Origin of the sequence: Pantoea endophytica (assembly GCF_002858935.1) — a bacterium.
Lineage (GTDB): Bacteria > Pseudomonadota > Gammaproteobacteria > Enterobacterales > Enterobacteriaceae > Pantoea > Pantoea leporis.
Map to the genome: position 1 here is coordinate 85,946 of NZ_PJRT01000001.1, position 19,059 is coordinate 105,004.

The 19,059-nt window shown below is 49.5% G+C and carries 19 protein-coding genes; 15 read left to right on the forward strand and 4 right to left on the reverse strand.

All coding sequences use genetic code 11. The features are described 5' to 3' along the window. Positions 1-94: 94 nt before the first annotated feature. A complete protein-coding gene (gene slmA / locus PZBJ_RS00410) occupies positions 95-691 on the forward strand; it encodes a nucleoid occlusion factor SlmA (protein WP_008109747.1) in 597 nt (198 codons plus the stop codon). 41 nt (positions 692-732) lie between these two features. Here slmA and pyrE read toward each other — a convergent pair whose 3' ends face one another. Further along, positions 733-1,374 carry an orotate phosphoribosyltransferase gene (gene pyrE, locus PZBJ_RS00415; protein WP_008109749.1) on the reverse strand — a complete coding sequence of 214 codons (642 nt, stop codon included), beginning with the start codon at positions 1,372-1,374 and terminating at the stop codon, positions 733-735. A 49-nt stretch (positions 1,375-1,423) separates the two neighbouring features. Further along, positions 1,424-2,140, reverse strand: a complete 717-nt coding sequence (rph, locus tag PZBJ_RS00420) for a ribonuclease PH (RefSeq protein WP_101760691.1) — start codon at positions 2,138-2,140, stop codon at positions 1,424-1,426. A gap of 144 nt (positions 2,141-2,284) precedes the next feature. Between rph and PZBJ_RS00425 the strand changes: the two genes are divergently transcribed. Continuing rightward, on the forward strand, positions 2,285-3,469 hold the full coding sequence (locus PZBJ_RS00425) for a NupC/NupG family nucleoside CNT transporter (RefSeq protein ID WP_101760731.1): 1,185 nt from the start codon (positions 2,285-2,287) through the stop codon (positions 3,467-3,469). A gap of 31 nt (positions 3,470-3,500) precedes the next feature. On the opposite strand, the gene PZBJ_RS00430 is transcribed toward PZBJ_RS00425, so the two are convergent. After that, positions 3,501-3,944 carry a DUF3574 domain-containing protein gene (locus PZBJ_RS00430; RefSeq protein WP_101760692.1) on the reverse strand — a complete coding sequence of 148 codons (444 nt, stop codon included), beginning with the start codon at positions 3,942-3,944 and terminating at the stop codon, positions 3,501-3,503. Positions 3,945-4,100: 156 nt separating this feature from the next. Here PZBJ_RS00430 and PZBJ_RS00435 point away from each other — a divergent pair, with 156 nt between their 5' ends. Continuing rightward, positions 4,101-4,964: a YicC/YloC family endoribonuclease gene (locus PZBJ_RS00435; protein WP_061720336.1), complete on the forward strand. Its 864-nt coding sequence runs from the start codon at positions 4,101-4,103 to the stop codon at positions 4,962-4,964. A gap of 60 nt (positions 4,965-5,024) precedes the next feature. Here the strand turns inward: PZBJ_RS00435 and PZBJ_RS00440 are convergent, their stop codons facing one another. Beyond that, complete coding sequence (locus PZBJ_RS00440) at positions 5,025-5,954, reverse strand: DUF7916 family protein (RefSeq protein WP_101760693.1); 930 nt, start codon at positions 5,952-5,954, stop codon at positions 5,025-5,027. Between the two features lie 479 nt (positions 5,955-6,433). Between PZBJ_RS00440 and PZBJ_RS00445 the strand changes: the two genes are divergently transcribed. From PZBJ_RS00445 to PZBJ_RS00495, 12 genes are all read left to right on the forward strand, one after another. Further along, the gene (locus PZBJ_RS00445; protein WP_101760694.1) at positions 6,434-6,961 is read left to right on the forward strand and encodes a fimbrial protein; all 528 of its coding nucleotides are present in this window, start codon (positions 6,434-6,436) and stop codon (positions 6,959-6,961) included. Positions 6,962-7,033: 72 nt separating this feature from the next. Next, entirely contained in the window at positions 7,034-9,550 is a 2,517-nt protein-coding gene (locus PZBJ_RS00450) for a fimbria/pilus outer membrane usher protein (RefSeq protein WP_101760695.1), read from the forward strand. A gap of 72 nt (positions 9,551-9,622) precedes the next feature. Then, positions 9,623-10,372, forward strand: a complete 750-nt coding sequence (locus PZBJ_RS00455; protein WP_276308727.1) for a fimbria/pilus periplasmic chaperone — start codon at positions 9,623-9,625, stop codon at positions 10,370-10,372. Positions 10,373-10,383: 11 nt separating this feature from the next. Then, positions 10,384-10,887, forward strand: a complete 504-nt coding sequence (locus PZBJ_RS00460) for a fimbrial protein (RefSeq protein WP_158238592.1) — start codon at positions 10,384-10,386, stop codon at positions 10,885-10,887. 11 nt (positions 10,888-10,898) lie between these two features. Further along, entirely contained in the window at positions 10,899-11,390 is a 492-nt protein-coding gene (locus tag PZBJ_RS00465) for a fimbrial protein (RefSeq protein ID WP_101760697.1), read from the forward strand. After that, a complete protein-coding gene (locus tag PZBJ_RS00470) occupies positions 11,391-11,858 on the forward strand; it encodes a fimbrial protein (protein WP_101760698.1) in 468 nt (155 codons plus the stop codon). Positions 11,859-11,863: 5 nt separating this feature from the next. Beyond that, a complete protein-coding gene (locus PZBJ_RS00475; RefSeq protein ID WP_158238593.1) occupies positions 11,864-12,382 on the forward strand; it encodes a fimbrial protein in 519 nt (172 codons plus the stop codon). Continuing rightward, positions 12,382-13,179: an MrpH family fimbial adhesin gene (locus PZBJ_RS23970; protein ID WP_146001277.1), complete on the forward strand. Its 798-nt coding sequence runs from the start codon at positions 12,382-12,384 to the stop codon at positions 13,177-13,179. The genes PZBJ_RS00475 and PZBJ_RS23970 overlap by 1 nt, the downstream gene beginning before the upstream one ends. Then, a complete protein-coding gene (locus PZBJ_RS00480) occupies positions 13,118-14,905 on the forward strand; it encodes a PglL family O-oligosaccharyltransferase (protein ID WP_101760700.1) in 1,788 nt (595 codons plus the stop codon). The genes PZBJ_RS23970 and PZBJ_RS00480 overlap by 62 nt, the downstream gene beginning before the upstream one ends. A 297-nt stretch (positions 14,906-15,202) precedes the next feature. Beyond that, positions 15,203-16,126: a kdo(2)-lipid IV(A) palmitoleoyltransferase gene (gene lpxP, locus PZBJ_RS00485; RefSeq protein WP_101760701.1), complete on the forward strand. Its 924-nt coding sequence runs from the start codon at positions 15,203-15,205 to the stop codon at positions 16,124-16,126. 138 nt (positions 16,127-16,264) lie between these two features. After that, the gene (locus PZBJ_RS00490; protein ID WP_101760702.1) at positions 16,265-17,704 is read left to right on the forward strand and encodes an efflux transporter outer membrane subunit; all 1,440 of its coding nucleotides are present in this window, start codon (positions 16,265-16,267) and stop codon (positions 17,702-17,704) included. Between the two features lie 112 nt (positions 17,705-17,816). Next, positions 17,817-18,962, forward strand: a complete 1,146-nt coding sequence (locus PZBJ_RS00495) for an alanine racemase (RefSeq protein ID WP_101760703.1) — start codon at positions 17,817-17,819, stop codon at positions 18,960-18,962. The last annotated feature ends 97 nt before the right edge of the window (positions 18,963-19,059 follow it).

Below are 19,059 nucleotides of genomic sequence, written 5' to 3' on the forward strand. Positions count from 1 at the left end.
CATCTTTTTATTTCTTGTCGCCACAGGCCGCTATGTCTGTGGCAGATGAGGCAGTATTGCCTGTTTTTGGTGAATTTCAGGGGTGTTGAAGGTCATGGCAGAAAAAAAAGTCGCGAAACGGAATCGTCGCGAAGAGATTTTGCAGGCGCTGGCGCAAATGCTGGAGTCGGGCGATGGCAGTCAGCGCATCACCACCGCGAAGCTGGCCGCTAATGTCGGCGTGTCGGAAGCGGCGCTTTATCGCCACTTTCCCAGCAAAACGCGCATGTTTGACAGCCTGATCGAGTTTATTGAAGACAGTCTGATTACCCGCATCAATCTGATCCTGAAAGATGAAAAAGAGACGCTGACGCGCCTGCGTTTAATCGTGCAGCTGATTCTGGGATTTGGTGAGCGTAATCCGGGGCTGACGCGTATTTTGACCGGCCACGCGCTGATGTTTGAACAGGATCGCCTGCAAGGGCGTATTAATCAGCTGTTTGAGCGTATTGAAGTGCAGCTGCGTCAGGTGATGCGCGAGAAGAAAATGCGTGATGGTGAAGGTTTCCAGAACGACGAAACGCTGCTGGCGAGCCAGTTACTGGCGTTTTGTGAAGGGCTGTTGTCGCGCTATGTGCGCTCGGAGTTTCGGTTTCGTCCGACCGCAGATTTCGAGAGCCGCTGGCCGCTGATGGCGGCGCAGTTGGTTTAAAAGACCAGGTCGGCATAAATGCCGACCTCATTACCGAATAATTAAATCCCGTACTCTTTACGATACGCGCGCACTTTCGCCAGATGGTCAGCCATCTCCGGCTTCTCTTCCAGGTAATCAATCAGCTCAGCCAGGGTAATAATCGCCGTGACTTTGCACTTATAGTCACGTTCCACTTCCTGAATCGCCGAAATATCGCTGCGACCGCGTTCCTGACGATCCAGCGAAATCAACACGCCCGCCAATGTCGCGTTATGCGCACTGATGATATCCATTGATTCACGAATCGCGGTACCGGCGGTGATCACATCATCCACCAGCATCACTTTGCCTTGCAGCGGGCTGCCCACCAGCAAACCGCCTTCGCCGTGATCTTTGGCTTCTTTGCGGTTGAAGCAGTAAGGCACGTCACGTTCATGATGATCGGCCAGCGCCACCGCGGTGGTGGTGGCAATTGGGATGCCTTTGTACGCCGGGCCAAACAGCAGATCGAAATCAACGCCGCCATCAACGAGCGCCTGCGCGTAGAAACGGCCTAACAGCGCTAAATCGCGACCGGTATTAAACAGACCGGCATTGAAGAAATAGGGGCTTTTACGTCCCGATTTCAGGGTGAACTCACCAAACTTCAGCACCCCTTTGTTCAGGGCGAATTCAATAAACTGACGCTGCCAGGCTTTCATTTCTCACTCCTCAAATAAAGAAAAGGCGACTCTATGGTCGCCTGTTACATCAATTAGTTAGCGCCGCTTTCTGCGCCTGAATCAACTGCTCAATGCCGCCTCGCGCCAGCGCCAGCAGCTGCAGTAACTCGTCGTGGCTGAAGGGCTCACCTTCTGCGGTGCCCTGCACTTCAATCATGCGGCCGTCTTCGGTCATCACCACGTTCATGTCAGTTTCTGCGGCGGAATCTTCCACATACTCCAGATCGCACAGCGCTTCACCGCCGACGATGCCCACAGAAATCGCCGCCACCATGCCTTTCAGCGGGCTGGCTTTCAGCTTGCCCGCCGCCACCAGCGCATTCAACGCATCGGCCAGCGCCACGCAGGCGCCGGTAATAGATGCAGTACGCGTACCGCCATCGGCCTGAATCACGTCGCAATCCAGCGTGATGGTGAATTCGCCTAGCGCTTGCAAATCCACTGCTGCACGCAGTGAACGGGCGATCAGACGTTGAATCTCCAGCGTACGTCCGCCCTGTTTGCCTTTGGCGGCTTCACGCGCCATGCGGCTGTGGGTCGAACGCGGCAGCATGCCGTATTCCGCGGTGATCCAGCCTTGACCTTTGCCTTTGAGGAAACGCGGCACGCTCTCTTCGACGGTTGCGGTGCACAGCACTTTGGTTTCGCCGAATTCAACGAGCACAGAGCCTTCTGCATGTTTGGTGTAGTGACGAGTGAGTGTGACGGGACGTGTTTCAGATGCACTACGGCCTGCTGGACGCATGGTTTCTCTCCGGCTTGCTTAGGTTTGGCTGCGCATTATACGGACTTCAGCTGCGGCTGTCCCGCCCGCGATCGCCACAATCCTGGATGAAATTCTCTGGTGGCTGTGGCTAAATGCGCGTTTCCTCCCTTAAAAAGATAAATGATGATCGCGATACTCCATTTCCTGCTGGCGCTGGTGGTGATATTTGCCCTTGCGCTGTTGGTCAGCCACGACCGCAAACGCATTCGTCCCCGCTTTATTATTCAGCTGCTGGTTGTCGAAGCCGCGCTGGGCTGGTTCTTCCTGCACACGGCGGGCGGACAATCGGTGGTCACTGCGGTGGGCGGCTTCTTTGAAACCTTATTAACCTACGCCGCGCAAGGAACCAACTTTGTCTTCGGCAATATGGCAGATCAGGGATTAGCCTTTATTTTCCTCGGCGTGCTCTGCCCGATTGTGTTTATTTCCGCACTGATCGGCATTTTGCAGCACTGGCGCATTCTGCCGCTGCTGATTCGCGCCGTAGGCACTCTGTTGTCAAAAGTGAATGGCATGGGCAAGCTGGAATCGTTTAACGCCGTCAGCACCTTGATTCTCGGCCAGTCTGAAAACTTCATTGCCTATAAAGGCATTCTCGCCGATATTTCCGCGCCACGCATGTACACCATGGCGGCGACGGCGATGTCGACGGTTTCGCTGTCGATTGTTGGCGCGTATATGTCGATGATTGATGCCAAATATGTGGTTGCGGCGCTGCTGCTTAATATGTTCAGCACCTTTATTATCCTGTCGATCATCAATCCCACCCGCCCGGAAAACGAAGAGCAGATTGCGCTGGATAAGCTGCATGAAGATCAGAGCTTCTTTGAGATGCTGGGCGAATACATTCTCGCCGGCTTTAAAGTGGCGATGATCATCATGGCGATGCTGATTGGCTTTATCGCGCTGATTGCAGCAATCAATGCGTTGTTTTCTGCGGTATTTGGCTACAGCTTCCAGCAGCTGCTTGGCTACGTTTTCTATCCGTTTGCGTGGCTGGTTGGCATTCCCTCCGCCGATGCTTTGCAGGCGGCGAGTATTATGGCCACCAAACTGGTAGCGAATGAATTTGTCGCGATGATCGAGCTGAAGAAAGTGGCGGCTGAAATGACGCCACGCGGACTGGGGATTCTGTCAGTGTTCCTGGTGTCGTTCGCTAACTTCGCCTCAATCGGCATCGTTGCCGGTGCGATTAAAGGCCTGAACGAGAAACAGGGCAATGTGGTTTCCCGCTTTGGCTGGAAGCTGGTGTATGGCTCCACGCTGGTGAGCTTGCTCTCGGCCGCGTTCGCCGGGCTGTTTATCTGATAACGCATGGCGGCTGCATGGCCGCCATTTTTTAAAACGCCACGCACACCAGTGAATCAACCCGCATCACCGATTCCTGCTCGAAGCGCTGTTTATACACATCACGAAGTTTGTTGATGCTGTCAGAACTCGCCACATCCGGAGTGTGAATCAGCATCAACGCTTTGCTGTTTTCCCGCGCCAGCTTACCGTTCTCGCCCAGCCACTGACCTTTGGCGTCATATACCGATAAACCGTCTTTGAAACGCGGCGTCACATCGTTATCGACAAACTGCTGCCATTCGCTGCTGCTGACGATGCCACCTTTCGGTTTATTCATGCCAAACCACAACGTAGTTTGCATCATCACGTCACCAGAACCGCATACCGCAACCGGCGCGGTGTTGGGCGGGATCTTATGCATTTTCGTCGACGGAGCCTGACAGCCAGCGAGCAGTAAGGTTAATAAAGCAGGAAGAACCAGAGAGCGGAACATCACTTCATCCTTTTAAGCGAACCAGCGCTAAGCATAAGTGTCTGTCGGTAAAAGAGGTAATTTTTTGTTATTCACGCTTAAGTGCGCTTATGCCTGTTAGCGTCGAGTCTGCCTCGCTATACTTCACCCAACATTTCTGAAAAAGAGAAGACGATTATGATCCGCAGTATGACCGCTTACGCCCGCCGCGAAGCCAAAGGCCACTGGGGCAGCGCCGCCTGGGAAATCCGTTCGGTTAACCAGCGCTATCTGGAAACCTATATCCGTCTGCCGGAGCAATTTCGTGGCCTGGAGCCGGTCATCCGCGAGCGCATCCGCAATCGCCTGACGCGCGGTAAAATCGAATGCAACCTGCGTTATGACGCCGATGCCAGCGCGCAAGGCGAACTGCAGCTGAATGAATCACTGGCCAAACAGCTGGTGCAGGCCGCCAATTGGGTGAAGATGCAGAGTGATGAAGGCGCGATTAATCCGCTGGATATTCTGCGCTGGCCGGGCGTGATGTCTGCGCAAGAGCAGGATCTCGATGCCATCAACGCCGAACTGCTGGTGGCGCTGGATGGCGCGTTAGATGACTTTATCGAAGCGCGTGAAAGCGAAGGCACCGCGCTGAAAGCGATGATTGAACAGCGTCTGGAAGGCGTATCGCACGAAGTCAGCAAAGTGCGCGCGCAGATGCCAGAAGTAATTAAATGGCAGCGCGAACGTCTGGTCACCAAGCTGGAAGAAGCCGAAGTGCAGCTGGAAAATAATCGCCTGGAGCAAGAGCTGGTGATGATGGCGCAGCGCACCGATGTGTCGGAAGAGCTGGATCGCCTGGATGCGCACGTTAAAGAAACCTACAACATCCTGAAAAAGAAAGAAGCCGTTGGCCGCCGCCTCGACTTTATGATGCAGGAGTTCAACCGCGAGTCGAACACGCTGGCTTCAAAATCAATTAATGCCGAGATCACGACATCAGCGATTGAGCTGAAAGTGTTGATTGAACAGATGCGTGAGCAGATTCAGAATATTGAGTGATCACGCCCTCCATTAATAACGTCAAGTCCGTCATCCTACGGGCTTGACGGTTAATGTGGGTTAACGATTTATTGAGCGTGCCATGCGCGTGTAAGTATGTCGGATACCGCGAATGGCAATGCTGTAAGCCATGATATTTTCAGGCAATGCCATCCCGATGTAACCGGTGTCACCAATATGATGAAGATCTGCGCCCGCCATCTTACTCATTAACGCGATTTGACGAATGGTATTCACATCTGCCCCCTCTTGCGATGTCCCGATCGCGGTCATCGCCAAAGCGCCATGCGAATGAATACATTCAATGAGTGAGGCAACTTTCTGCTGACTCATACCCGGTAGTGTGCCGGGTGCAGGCACTAACACCACATCAACCCCTTGATGCACGAACTCAGCAATATCTTGCTCGGTGAGGATGTCGCTGCCACTCTCCTGAACAATGCCAGCACCATGCATCTTACCGGTGATAATGAGTGCGCTGTTACCAACCGCCTCGCGGATCATTTTCGCCGCTTTAGCCAGCGCACGATTGCTCACACCGTTATTAGGATTGCCCGTGAGAACCAAAATTTTGGCTCCCATTTGCACCAAACGGCAGGCGTTCTCCGCTGTTGCCGCGCGCCCTGGCACCATTTGTAATCCATCAAGATGCGTGGCATCAAAATCAGGATCTACCGCTTCAAGATTGACCCCAATAATACGCCCGGTCAGCCGGCATAATTCATGTAATATTTGTTCCGGCGCAATGTTTGCGGGCATGCCATGAATAATAGGGTTTTCACTGTCGAACATGTTGATCAATACAATATCAGCACCCTGAGAGGCCGCCAATTCGGCGTTAGTAATATTATGCAGCAAAGGTGAAGTCATGCCGATAGTTTCGCTGACTACCACCCGTCCTTCGCTGGCACGCACAGCATATATCAACGCATCTTTATCCATCGGCAGCAGCTCGGAAGCTGAGCAATCCAGCAAACGTTTATGTGTCATAGAATTTATTCTCTTTGGTAAGCATCAGGTTAAGATCGGGAAATTATGCATAAAATAACAGTTAGGGATCCAAAATATATCCGCCCTGATCAACTCTTTGTAAATATCCCCTGTACCAGGTAGCGAAAGCTATACATGAAAAAAATGTTCATCATCAGGCAACGCCTTATTTCATTTTAAATAAGACATTTTCATTTCCGTGTATAAGAAATGTCTCTAATTTTGAAATTTCCTCCTTAATATCTCTAGCACAAAACTTATTAATGCCCTAAGGATGAAAAGAAAAAGACCCTGTTTTTCTGAATATTACTCGTGATCGTAATATTTTACTTTTCCTATTAATTTTTTCGAGAAACCTGTCGCCCTTCAATTCGTGCACATGCAATGGATCGTTTAAGGAAAGCGAATTTTATGCTCATCACTATCGCGGTTCTTTTCCTTTGCGCCTTCAAACACCCATATAGGAACAGGTAAATATTATGAGATTTAACAAGATGTCAGTCGCACTCGGCTTGGGATTGATGATGACCGCCAGCCTGGCTAACGCTGTAAATAGCCAGGGTGCAGGTACTGTCACCATTAAGGGCTCAATTATTGATGCACCTTGTTCAATCAACCCAGGCTCGCAGGATCAAACCATTGATCTGGGTCAGGTATCGAAAAAGCAGTTGGCAGCGGGTGGTAAATCAACACCGGTACCCTTCAACATCAAACTGGAGAATTGCGATTTCACCGCAGGTAAAGATGTGAGTGTGACCTTTACCGGCCAGGCTTCTGCTGCCGTACCGACCCTGATTGGAATGACCGGTACCGCTAGCGGTGCCAGCATTGGCCTGACAGATGGCTCAGGCCAGCTAATTAAATTGGGCCAGCCATCAACTATGACTCTGCAGAATGGTAGCAACACTTTGTCGTTCTCTGCATACCTGCAGGGTGATGGTGCCTCTGCAACCATCACACCGGGGGTATTTCAAAGCACCGTCGACTTTAGCCTGGATTATCAGTAATCGTTTTCCACGCTAATTAGAGACATGCGTAATCTGCGCATCTCTTGTTTATTTCAACAGGGTGTAAGTAGTATGTCAGTCCATACCAGGAACTCATTTCCTTTTCAAAATAACTGGCGCTTACGCCCGTTAGTAATTGCTTTATCATTGGCTTTTTTTAGCAGTGCATTAGCAGAGGAAGTTGAGTTTAATCTGGACAACATGGATATTTCCGACCGGGAAAACATTGATATGAGTCAATTTTCCCGGGCAGGATATATGATGCCTGGTCAATATGACATGGCAATCAAAATTAATGACAATGAATCACCCACCGAGGAGGTTACTTTTTTACCGTCTGAACATGATGAAAACGAAACTGTCGCCTGCTTAACACCAAAAATGATGGCAGGCTTCGGTTTAAAGAAGTCATGGTTAGATAAAGTTACCTACTGGAATAATGAAAAATGTGCCCGGCTTGATATCATGCCGGGTATCATTTTGCGTCCTGATCTCGCGTCATCAACGCTCTACATGAGTGTTCCTCAGGCATATATTGAATATCAAACGGCTAACTGGGATCCCCCTTCACGCTGGGACGAAGGGATTGCTGGATTTATTGCGGATTATAACACCAATTTTAATTACTCCTCCCCGGCACAAGGCAGTGAATCACGCGAATTAAGCGGTAATGGCGTGGTAGGTGTCAACGCCGGTCCCTGGCGTATGCGTGCGTTCTGGAATGGTACTCATTACACTGCCAATAACACTAAAACCTCTACTTTTAACTGGAATCAATATCAGGCATTTAGGGCAATCAAACCTTGGGGCGCAAAATTAATTATTGGTCAAAATGACCTCGCCAGTGATGTGTTTGAAAATGCACGCTATGTTGGCGCCAGCCTTATTAGTGATGATAGCCAGTTACCCCCCAATTTGCGTGGATACGCACCGGAGGTCCGTGGCGTGGCGAAGACCAATGCAAAAGTCACCATTAGTCACGCCGGACGTGTGTTATATGAAAGCCAGGTGGCTCCCTGTCCTTTTATTATTCAGGACTTGAGCGACTCTATTACTGGCACGCTGGATGTCAAAGTTGAAGAGCAAGATGGCAGCATTCAGACCTTTCAGGTCGAAACCGCATCTGTTCCCTATCTTAGTCGCCCTGGACAGGTTCGCTTTAAGGCGGCGGTAGGGCAAACGACAGACGATAGATTTCATCTGCAGAATGAAAGGTTAATGGCAGGGGAATTCTCATGGGGTATTAGTAACGGTTGGTCGCTGCTCGGGGGTGGATTATCCTCTGGAAAATATCATGCCGCGTCGTTGGGTGCAGGGCGTGACCTCTTATCGTTTGGGGCCCTGGCACTCACCGCAACCCAATCTTATGCAAAGCTGCCTATTAACCAAACGCGCTCTGGCGGCTCCTATAGCCTGAGTTATTCTAAACGCTTCGAAAACTATGACACGCAGGTTACCTTTGCAGGTTATCGCTTTACGGAGAAGAGCTATCTTAGTCTAAATCAATATCTTGAGGCGAGCCGTAAGCATTTGGTTATTCGTAATAATGCAGCGAATAAGCAGACCTATACCGTTTCACTTAATAAACAATTCCGTACACTCGGCGTCAGCGCATTTTTAAATTATAACTATCAGACTTACTGGAATCGTCAGGCGACCAGCCGCTGGAATATGTCGTTTGCGCGTTATTTCGATGTGGGAAATTTTAAAAACGTCAGTTTCAATCTCTCCGCCTATCGCGCACAAAATTCAGGTATACAAGATGACGGAGTGTTCTTAAGCCTGAACGTGCCTTTCGGGACCTCATCGGGCTTGAATATCAATGCACAAAATTCAGATGCCGGCCAAATCAATAGCCTGAGTTGGTATAACCGCATGGATGAACGCAACAGTTATCGCTTAGGCGCCAATGTCGATCGCCAACAACGAAGCGCTTATAGTGGCTACTACACCCATACCGGCGATAACACGCTAACGAACTATAGTGCCAGTTATAAACCCGGTCAGTATCGCTCCGCAGCCCTGTCCATGCAGGGAGGATTAACGGCCACAGCACATGGAGCAGCATTACATCGCACCATAATACCTGGAGGCACGCGTCTGATGCTGGATACTGAAGGTATTAGCGATGTGCCCATTAAGTCTTCCGGTGCGGCCACTCATAGCAACAAATTCGGAAAAGCGGTACTGGCGGATGTCAGTAGCTATATACGTAATCAGGCACATCTGGATATCAACCAACTCAACGATGACATTGAAGCGGAGTCGCCCGTTTTGCAATTAACCTTAACCGAAGGCGCCATTGGCTATCGTCGCTTTCGATTAATTAAAGGTCAAAAGCTAATGGCGGTTATTCGCCTAAGTGATGGCAGTTATCCGCCGTTTGGCGCGAGCGTATTAAGTAAAGGGCGTGAGACCGGCATTGTTGATGAGATGGGCAGCGTCTGGCTTAGTGGTGTAAACCCTGAAATGCTGATGGATGTCCGCTGGAACGGCAATATTCAATGCCAAATTACCTTCCCAAAAGTATTACCCATTGATGAGAGTGGAGAAACAAACCTGCTGCTTCCGTGTACAGAAAAAGAATAATTTTTGCGCATTAAAGTTTGTTGAGTATCTGTCGCTCTATTACCCCAGACATATAGAGTGAGTATTAATTTTATGAACCTGAAGGCTTCTCTCGCTACCGTGGCGATGCTGTTTGGCGCTATGATTTTTTCACAAAGCACGCTGGCTGCTGTTGCATTGGATCGCACCCGCGTCATTTATGACGGCGCTGAACGCTCAATCAGTTTGAATATCAGCAATGAAAATAAAGCGCGTCCGTATCTGGCGCAAAGCTGGCTGGAAGATGAGCAAGGAAAAAAAATAAAGTCGCCGCTTATGGCGCTCCCTCCAGTTCAGCGTATTGAGCCGGGTCATAAAAGCGCGATTAAAATCCAATCTTTACCTGCCGCAAAATCATTGCCTCAGGATCGTGAATCTTTGTTTTACTTTAATTTGCGCGAGATTCCGCCACGCAGTGAAAAACAAAATGTATTACAAATTGCGTTACAGACCCGCATCAAACTCTTTTATCGCCCAGAAAAATTAATGATCGATCCACGGGCTTCGATCAAACCCGTACAAAATCAACTCACGTTGAAAAAAAACGGTGATCAATACACGGTGATAAATCCTACCGGATATTATGTCACGCTGATTACTGCAGCCAGTCATGTTGATGGTAAAGAAGAAAGTGATTTTAAACCGATCATGATTCCGCCACAAGGCAGTGCCGCTATTAACGTAAAAGCCAGTAAGTTAGGTTCGCATCCGGTATTAAGCTATATCGACGATTTCGGCGGTCGGCCAAAATTGACATTCAGTTGCAAAGCCAATGAGTGCCGTGTCACTGATAGCCGCGAATAAGCATGAACAGCATGAAGTGGCTGGTCATCTTTTTCGCACTGCTGCACTGCAAAATGCTCTTCTCAGCGCCGATCGCGCCGCATGAAGAAATTATCCCCGGCACGAATAGATATCCAATTAATGTGTCGGGGATTATCGTCAGCTCCCAATGTACTTTGAATGGTGATCGAGAAAGTCGTGTTAACTTCGGCGATATCATCATTCAACTAATTGATGGTATCCGGTTCAGTAAATCGGTGCCATTCACCGTCACGTGTCCGGGAGCTTTCAACGGGGAGCAGGAAGTTTTTATCTCAGCTACAGCGGCGGTGTTTGATAAAAATGTCATTTCTACCACCAACAGCAATGTGGGCATCAAATTAATATTAAACGGTAAAGACATCGAAATAAATAAAGCACACAACATTGATTGGCGAATATCAAACACATTGATTGCCGTGCCGGTTAAAAACAAAGCCAAAGTCACAGCGGGTAATTTTACTGCAACCGCCACCATGGTATTGAATGTTCGTTGAGGAGACACGGAATGCAGATTATAAAAATAATGCTCTGTCCACTGATCATTGCATTTGCGTTGCATAGCACGTTGTCTAATGCCAATGCAGGCGTCAACTTTTCAGGAAAGCTGATTAACGTCCCGTGTAAAATTGACAATAATAAGGATATCGATGTCAACTTTGGTGACAATGTGGATATTAATGAAATAGATGGCCTAAAATACACTGAATTGCTGACGCTGTCGATTAAGTGCGATGAAAACTATTCCGAAAATCTTTACTTCCGTGTATCGGGTAGCGCAGCAACATTTGATAAAGCAGCAATACGCACTAACATCACCAACGTTGGGATAAAATTCATCAATGGTAAAGATGGCACACCACTCGAAATAAACAAAAAATACAATTACGTGCAGACAGGGGATTTTTCTCTAAAGGTGGTTCCTGTTAAAAAATCTGGCTCAATACCCTTGCCAGGTAAGTTAACAATAAGTGCTCAACTGATTGTCGAGCCTCAGTGAATGAAAACTGCAATACTCATACTGTCACTCTTTATTTATTGTTGTAATTCACACGCTGTGAAAATAAATTTTTCAGCCACACTGATCAGTATTAATTGCGTAATAAACAATGACAAACCGGCAGACGTTGATTTTGGTGATGCAGTAGGAGTAAATCATGTTGATGGTGTGAGATATCAACAGCGTGTTCCCATCAGTATCGTATGTCGGACCCCGCCGGGAAAACAGCTGGAACTGGCATTTTTGGGCATAACCAGCAATTTTGATGCCAGCGCATTATTCACAGGGATTGATGATTTAGGTATCAGGATAATGCAGAATAATCAACCCATTATAATCAATCAGCGCTTTACGCTTGATGATGTTACGCAGCCAATATTTTATGCCGTTCCGATAAAGCGAGCTGGCAGCGCTTTGAAAAGCGGACGTTTTAAAGCGCTAGCAACGCTTGTTATTAAATACGAGTAATGATTATGCGCATCCCTGTAATGTTAATAATAACTCTGCTATCAACATGTTCTATAAACGCCTTTGCAGCTGCTGACTTTTCTTTTACGGGCGGATTAGTGCAGGAACCCTGCATTCTCGACCCCAACAGCAGTGATATTGTTATTGATTTTGGCAGCGTCATTAATAAATTTCTTTATCGCTATCAACGTACCGCAGGTATTTCCATAACGCTTAATTTACAGGGTTGCGATACCTCAACATCCGATAAACTCTCAATCACCTTTAAGGCAACAGAAGATGCGCGGCAAGCGGGCATGATGGCACTTGATCCATCCAGTACCGCAAAAGGCATCGCCATTGGCGTTGAAGAAAAAGGTATTTTTATTCCGATAAACAAAAGCGTCGAGAGGATTTTCCATTCTGGTGACAACAAAATGGTCTTTGACTTATTCCTGTCTGCTAATCGTGAAAGTATTAAAAATAACGAATTACATCCCGGGACAATCAATGCCAGCGCAACCATAGAACTGGAGTATCACTAATGAGCATTTTTAAACTCATCTTTTATTTTATTTGCATAATTACTCCTGCATTAGCACAAGCCACGATCATCAGCCATAATACTTTTCTTTCCTGGATTGGGCAATATACTACCTTTCGTGTGTATGTTTATCACTGGGATGAAGATAGCCCTTTGAAAAATCCGTGTTATAAGCAGCCGGGCTGTAAGATCGCATCTTTTCCGGAAAATAATGGGGTTCCCGCTGACATTCATGCGCCAAATGTCTTATCTGCAGAAAACTATGCAACCATTGGTGAACTGGGAAAAGCGTATAAAGCTAAATACCCTTTATCGACAGAACATACCTTCCAAATAGACGGCAGGTCAGCTCTATACAATTGTTTTCGATTGGCAGCATTTCAAAATGATTGGCGTGATGCAACCTTCCTGCCTGACAATATCTGTATCAAGCATCATAAATATCCCGTCAGCTGTTCACTTTTGGGTGATACTAATCTCTATCACGGCTATGTTTCTGATAAAAGCATAAACGGTAATACTGCTCAAACGCAGTTAACACTCTCCTGTAGCTCAGCGGCAACGGCACAAATTTACGCGGTAGGGTTTAACACCAATATTGTCTCACTCCGTTCGGATAACAGTTTGCAGACTGAATTAAAAGTCAACGATCAAGATGCTTCTGAAGGCATTGAGCTTAAAGTAAATTCAGCCGACTCGCTGGCAACATTTACGCTTAGCTCAACGCTGCGTACTCATGGAGCAGTCGCACCTGGCGCATTTAATGGTGCCGGCACGCTCATCATTTCCGCTTATTGATTTGAAGAAAAACATGTTTTTTATCCCTAATTTTCGCAAGCCCCCATTTACTACATTACTTGTGTCATTGGTCGTGGCGAGCGACTTACTATTGATGCTGCAAGTTTACGTTGCCAATATGGGCGGTTCAGGTTTTCGCCTGCCGCAAAATCTTATTACGCTCATTTTTATGGGCATCTGTATTTTTATTGTGGCAATAAAATGCCTCTTTTCGCCCCCCTCGACGGACGGGGTGCGAGTGGCAAAGGTGACACCGATATGGCTGCTAGCGTTTCTGCTCCTTAGCCAGCCCATACTCTATACGTTTTACGGCAATCATGATGTGACCTTACTCCCCCAGCTAACTGCCTATGCTCTGGCAGTGCTGTTTTACCTGGCCATGCTACAAATCCCCCTTTCGCCAAACGTTAAAAGGCTCTGGCTGATATGCATCATTACTGCGGCCGTGGCGCAAGCGATGCTGGCGCTATGCCAACTCTTCATGACGGGGGCAAATAACTGGACGGAATTTCCGGCAGATGGCACCCGCGTCTATGGCATTTTCCAGCAGGTAAATTTACTGGGTAGTTTTCTGGCTACTGGCTGGACGTTAGTGCTGTATTTTAGCTTTAAGGTGCGTCATGGCGGGCTTCGTTTACTATTGGCAGCGATCATGGCTGTATTGCTGGTGATTTTAATGATCATCCAGTCTCGCGTTGCCTGGCTTGGTGCGTCGGCCAGTAGCGCTTTACTTATCTGGACATTCCGCCGGCATCGCCATTGGCGGCAACACCTCTTGATTGGCTTACCGATTGCATTAGCAATTGTGATAGCTTGCCAGACCCTGCTCGCGTATGCCCCCATGGCGGGATTACACAAAGTGGATAAAACCCATTCAACGGCAGGTCGTGTGCAGATGATCACGCACAGCCTGCATATGATCGCCGAACGTCCTTTACGTGGTTGGGGTGCCGGTCATTTTGAGCACGATTATCTGCTGCACGTACGTGAGGAAACGGCGCATCCGTTGAATTCTCGTCCCCCAACGCACCCGCATAATGAAATCCTGTTTCAGTGGGTGGAAAATGGCGTTATTGCGCTGGCGGGAGTGGCACTAATAATTTGGGCATGGTTCAAGCCCGTCGTAACCGGCAGCCCTCATGCAAGGCGACGCGCCTTTACGTTTTGGACGATGACCTTACCTATCGTGACCCATCTGCTTTTTGAGTATCCACTCTACCAGTCCGCGCCGCATGGTCTGGTATTACTACTGCTGATCCGTCTGATGCAATCTGAGTCAGATCTGCAAAGCCTGACTCTGCGCCCGTTGGCGCATTACGCTGCGGCTGGGTTTGTCACCCTTTTTGCTCTCGCATTGATGGTTTTTGCGGCAACAGGTTTGCACACCAATGCCATCCTGACGCAAATTGAGCGCAACAGGTTTGCTGATTTTTCCCATGCTCAGCAACTTATTAATCCTTACGCCCAATGGGAGCGCTATCAGTTTGATGCAAACCTTCATCGTCTAATTACGTTTAACAGCACAAACGATGTCGGGCAATTAATCCAATTCAAAGTGTGGGCCAGGGAATACCTGACAAAGCACCATGATGCCAACGTAACCTACTCACTGCTTAAAATTGCCATGTTGCAGGGAGACACGAAATGGCAACAGAGACTGCATCAGCGCGGTCATCAGCTTTTTCCTGAAGACAAACGCTTTAATCTTCCTGAGCAAAGTAAATAAAGCGTAAAGATTAGTGTGTCCTTATTAACAGACAGTTCTTAATCCACTACGTGATGGGCATTTTGACTTCTTCAAGATGAGTTTACCCTGCTGTTTTTAAAGAGAATGAATAAAAGGTGATAGAATGAGGCCGTTCTAACCATGAATGTGCTCAATCCTGAGGATTGCAGAGATTGGGTAACATTGACGGCACTTTTTGCTAAAGTGCTGGTCGTAATCAATACAGTTGTACCGCTCCAGGAACTCAGGGACCCTTTTTCTTCGTGCGATACATTTTTTCCCCGACATGAAGGCGTTATGACGAAATCCAGGCAGTTCCGTTCCAAACTTCTGCATCCCCGTTATTGGTTTACCTGGTTTGGGCTAGGTGTGCTGTGGCTGCTGGTGCAACTTCCTTACCCCATTCTGATCCGGCTTGGTGCTGGCGCTGGCAAATTGTCGCGTCACTTCCTGAAGCGCCGCGAACGCATCACCCGTCGCAATATCGAGCTGTGCTTCCCCAATATTAAGGAAGAGAAAATCGAGGCGATGATCGCCGGCAACTTCGAATCGCTAGGAATGGCGCTGGCAGAAACCGGCATTGCCTGGTTCTGGTCTGATGCACGCGTGCGTCGTTACTTCGAAGTGCATGGTCTGGAAAACCTGCAGCACGCACAAAGCCACCAGCGTGGTGTGATGGTCATCGGTGTGCACTTTATGTCGCTGGAGCTGGGCGGCCGCATTACCGGTTTATGCCAGCCAATGATGGCGATGTATCGTCCGCACAATAATCAGGCGATGGAGTGGGCACAAACCAAGGGTCGCATGCGTTCGAATAAAGCGATGATCGATCGTCGCGATTTGCGCGGCATGGTGCAGGCGCTGAAAAAAGGCGAAGCGGTTTGGTTCGCACCGGATCAGGATTACGGCCCAAAAGGCAGCGTGTTTGCTCCGCTGTTTGCGGTGAAACAAGCGGCGACCACCAACGGCACCTATGTTCTGTCTCGTCTGGCAAAACCGGCGATGCTGACCATCGTATTGATTCGAAACCAGGATAAGAGCGGTTATCAGCTGATTATTCAGCCTGAACTGGAAAATTATCCGTATGAAGATGAAGCCGCTGCCGCTGCTTACATGAATCGCGTGATTGAAAATGAAATTCTGCGCGCGCCCGACCAATATCTGTGGCTGCATCGTCGCTTTAAAACCCGTCCGCCGGGTGAAGCGTCTCTCTATATCTAATCTCTTGATGCAGCAGGTTTTCGTCTGCTGCTCATTTTCTCTGCTCACATTTAACAACCATTCTTAACGAAAAACAGGTTTGTCAAAATCTGCCCCGCCTCTTGTAATGGTCGCCTTCACCTCTCTTTGACCAGAACCATGACACAGCACTTTCACTGCAAATTTCTCGCGCTGGCCGTTGCCACTGCGCTGCTGGCCAGTTGTGCCAATCCATACGGCTTACACCCCAAAAACACGCTGCTTGATGCTAACGCTCTGCAAGCCAGTCAATCCCTGAAAAACGCGCATTTCAGCGCCGCGAATTGGCCAAAAAGCGCATGGTGGCAAGGTTTTAACGATGCTCAACTCAATCGAATGATTGATGATGCGATGGCATCCAGCCCGGATTTGCAGGTAGTCAACGCGCAAGCGGATAAAGCCAATGCACAAGTGATTGCCGCCGATGCCGAACGCTATCCGGTTGTCGATCTCAACGCGGGCATTACGCGCTCGCGTGTGGCAAAAGTGGATGATCCGCTGCTGGAGGGGAAAAGCTATAGCACGCTGCGCACCGCTAACGTTGGCTTGAGCTACACCTTCGATTTATGGGGCGGCAAAAAAGATGCCGCTGAAGCCGCATTGGGGCAAGCACGTGCCAGCGAGTTGGATCGTCAGGCCAGTCAGTTAACGCTGGCCGCGAACGTGACGCGAGCGTGGAACAACCTTAATCTCGCCTGGAATAATGCCGAACTGGCGCAGCAGAATGCCGGGCGTGCGGCGGGTATCGCCAAAATTCAGCAGCAATATGTCAGCGCTGGCCTCACTTCCGATTACCAATATAAGCAGGCGCTGTCGCAGCAGAAAACCGCGCGAGCCGAATTGACGCAAGCTCAACAGCAAGTCACCGATGCCGGTATTCAGCTTTCGACGCTGATAGGTAAAGGCCCGGATTACTGGCACCAGCTAAAACCGGCGCAGATGAATGTGCCGGTCGCCGCCATGCTGCCAAACGCCATTCCGGCCGAACTGCTGGGTCGTCGTCCGGATGTGGTGGCCGCGCGCTGGCGCGTTGAAGCGGCATCAAAACAGATCGCCGCCAGCAAAACCGAGTTCTATCCCAACATCAATTTGGTGGCCGAAGCCGGCACCAAATCACTGCTCGGCGATGCCTTCTTTGGTGCGCCAAGCCGCTTCTTTAATGTGGGACCGAGTTTGTCATTGCCGATCTTTGACGCGGGCAAACGTCGCGCCGATTTAGCAGAGAACGACGCCGATTACGATCTGGCGGTAGCGCAGTACAACAAATTGCTGATTAGTTCACTGGGCAATATCAGCGACACCATTACTCAGTTGCAGTCGATTCAGGATCAGCTGGCGCAACAGGAAAGCGCTAACCAGCTGATTCACAGCGCGTGGGATGATTTGCATCGTGAATACGCAGCGGGCCTGCGTCCTTATCTTGATGTGCTGACAATCCAAAATCAGCTGATCGAATCCGACCAGAAACTGGTGGCGCTGAAGGCGCAGCAGATTAACCTTGCAGTGGTTTTGATAGAAGATTTGGGCGGCGAATTCCAGAGCTCCAACTTTAAAGTTTAAAAAGTCACCATCAATGGCGGCCCTGAGCTGGAATGTGCCGATTTTGTCGGCTGGCATTCTACCGTGCATTGATGAATCATAGTCCGCACTGTGTAATCACCTGCGGACTATTATGATGGAACAGAATATTGAGGCTGGTTGGTTGCGGCCTCTGATTGCCGATCGACTCACACCTTACCTCGAAATTGATGCAGCGCGCCTGCAACGCAACCTGCAACAGATGCAGCAAAAAGCCGATGCCGCTGGCGTCACGCTACGTCCTCATATCAAAACCCATAAAAGTGTCTGGATTGCTGAGCAGCAGCGCATGCTCGGCGCGCGCGGCATTACCGTATCTAAACCGAGTGAAGGCATCGCTTTTATTCTCGGTGGCGAACGCGATCTGCTACTGGCTTACCCCGTAGTGCATGCCGAAACGCTGAAAGAATTTTTGGCGGTGGCCGCACAACATCAGGCGCGCATTACCTGCATTGCGGATTGCACGCATGGCGTGGCGGCAATAGCGGCTGCACATCAGCGCCAGCTCGATTGCCAGCTGGCGTTAGCCATCAAAGTGGATGTGGGATTACATCGCATCGGTGTTGATCCGCACGGCGATGCCGCCGTTACGCTGGCGCAGCAGATACTGGGTGCGGGCCTCACGTTTGCCGGGCTGGTTTCTCATGCCGGTCACGCTTATGGCGCAGGCAATGCCGCAGCGATTGCCGACGTTGCTCTGCAGGAAATCACATTGATGCGTGATCTGCAGCAGCGCCTGATTGCCGCTGGTTTTGCGCACTGCCCGATTTCAGTCGGTTCAACGCCAACGGCATTGGCGGCACCCGTCGCGCAGGGCAGCGATGAAATCCGCCCCGGCAATTATGCGCTGCTCGATCTTACCGCATGGCGTTTAGGTCTTTGCACGCCAGAGGCGTTGGCGCTGAGCGTGGTAACGCGCGTGGTAGCGGTCAATCCGCACTTCGCCATTATTGATGCCGGTTCCAAAATGCTTAGCTCTGACAAAGGGCCGCACGGCACCAATGCCAGCGGATTTGGTATCGCCGTCGATGAGCAAGGCAATCATTATGAAGTGTTGAAGCTGTCGGAGGAGCATGGTTTCCTGCAATATGCTGAACAGGCACCCGCCGTTGGCGCGCTGCTACGCATCTTCCCTAATCACAGCTGCGCGGTAGTTGCGCAGTCCGATCGCTTCGTGCTGCGCCATGCTAATGGTACGGGTGAAGAACAGGCTATTCAGGGACGCGGCAAGTTTATCTGATTACAGCGTTTTCACGGAAACCGCTGCTGACCCACACTTCCATGACCGGGCCGTTTGCAGCCCGGTATCAGCGTGCTTTAATGGCTGTATCACATCA

What these genes read in the sequence shown, in the direction of transcription:
- slmA (WP_008109747.1), top strand. Translation starts at nt 95, where the DNA reads ATGGCAGAAAAAAAAGTCGCGAAACGGAATCGTCGCGAAGAGATTTTG.
- pyrE (WP_008109749.1), bottom strand. Translation starts at nt 1,374, where the DNA reads ATGAAAGCCTGGCAGCGTCAGTTTATTGAATTCGCCCTGAACAAAGGG.
- rph (WP_101760691.1), bottom strand. Translation starts at nt 2,140, where the DNA reads ATGCGTCCAGCAGGCCGTAGTGCATCTGAAACACGTCCCGTCACACTC.
- PZBJ_RS00425 (WP_101760731.1), top strand. Translation starts at nt 2,285, where the DNA reads ATGATCGCGATACTCCATTTCCTGCTGGCGCTGGTGGTGATATTTGCC.
- PZBJ_RS00430 (WP_101760692.1), bottom strand. Translation starts at nt 3,944, where the DNA reads ATGTTCCGCTCTCTGGTTCTTCCTGCTTTATTAACCTTACTGCTCGCT.
- PZBJ_RS00435 (WP_061720336.1), top strand. Translation starts at nt 4,101, where the DNA reads ATGATCCGCAGTATGACCGCTTACGCCCGCCGCGAAGCCAAAGGCCAC.
- PZBJ_RS00440 (WP_101760693.1), bottom strand. Translation starts at nt 5,954, where the DNA reads ATGACACATAAACGTTTGCTGGATTGCTCAGCTTCCGAGCTGCTGCCG.
- PZBJ_RS00445 (WP_101760694.1), top strand. Translation starts at nt 6,434, where the DNA reads ATGAGATTTAACAAGATGTCAGTCGCACTCGGCTTGGGATTGATGATG.
- PZBJ_RS00450 (WP_101760695.1), top strand. Translation starts at nt 7,034, where the DNA reads ATGTCAGTCCATACCAGGAACTCATTTCCTTTTCAAAATAACTGGCGC.
- PZBJ_RS00455 (WP_276308727.1), top strand. Translation starts at nt 9,623, where the DNA reads ATGAACCTGAAGGCTTCTCTCGCTACCGTGGCGATGCTGTTTGGCGCT.
- PZBJ_RS00460 (WP_158238592.1), top strand. Translation starts at nt 10,384, where the DNA reads ATGAAGTGGCTGGTCATCTTTTTCGCACTGCTGCACTGCAAAATGCTC.
- PZBJ_RS00465 (WP_101760697.1), top strand. Translation starts at nt 10,899, where the DNA reads ATGCAGATTATAAAAATAATGCTCTGTCCACTGATCATTGCATTTGCG.
- PZBJ_RS00470 (WP_101760698.1), top strand. Translation starts at nt 11,391, where the DNA reads ATGAAAACTGCAATACTCATACTGTCACTCTTTATTTATTGTTGTAAT.
- PZBJ_RS00475 (WP_158238593.1), top strand. Translation starts at nt 11,864, where the DNA reads ATGCGCATCCCTGTAATGTTAATAATAACTCTGCTATCAACATGTTCT.
- PZBJ_RS23970 (WP_146001277.1), top strand. Translation starts at nt 12,382, where the DNA reads ATGAGCATTTTTAAACTCATCTTTTATTTTATTTGCATAATTACTCCT.
- PZBJ_RS00480 (WP_101760700.1), top strand. Translation starts at nt 13,118, where the DNA reads ATGGAGCAGTCGCACCTGGCGCATTTAATGGTGCCGGCACGCTCATCA.
- lpxP (WP_101760701.1), top strand. Translation starts at nt 15,203, where the DNA reads ATGACGAAATCCAGGCAGTTCCGTTCCAAACTTCTGCATCCCCGTTAT.
- PZBJ_RS00490 (WP_101760702.1), top strand. Translation starts at nt 16,265, where the DNA reads ATGACACAGCACTTTCACTGCAAATTTCTCGCGCTGGCCGTTGCCACT.
- PZBJ_RS00495 (WP_101760703.1), top strand. Translation starts at nt 17,817, where the DNA reads ATGATGGAACAGAATATTGAGGCTGGTTGGTTGCGGCCTCTGATTGCC.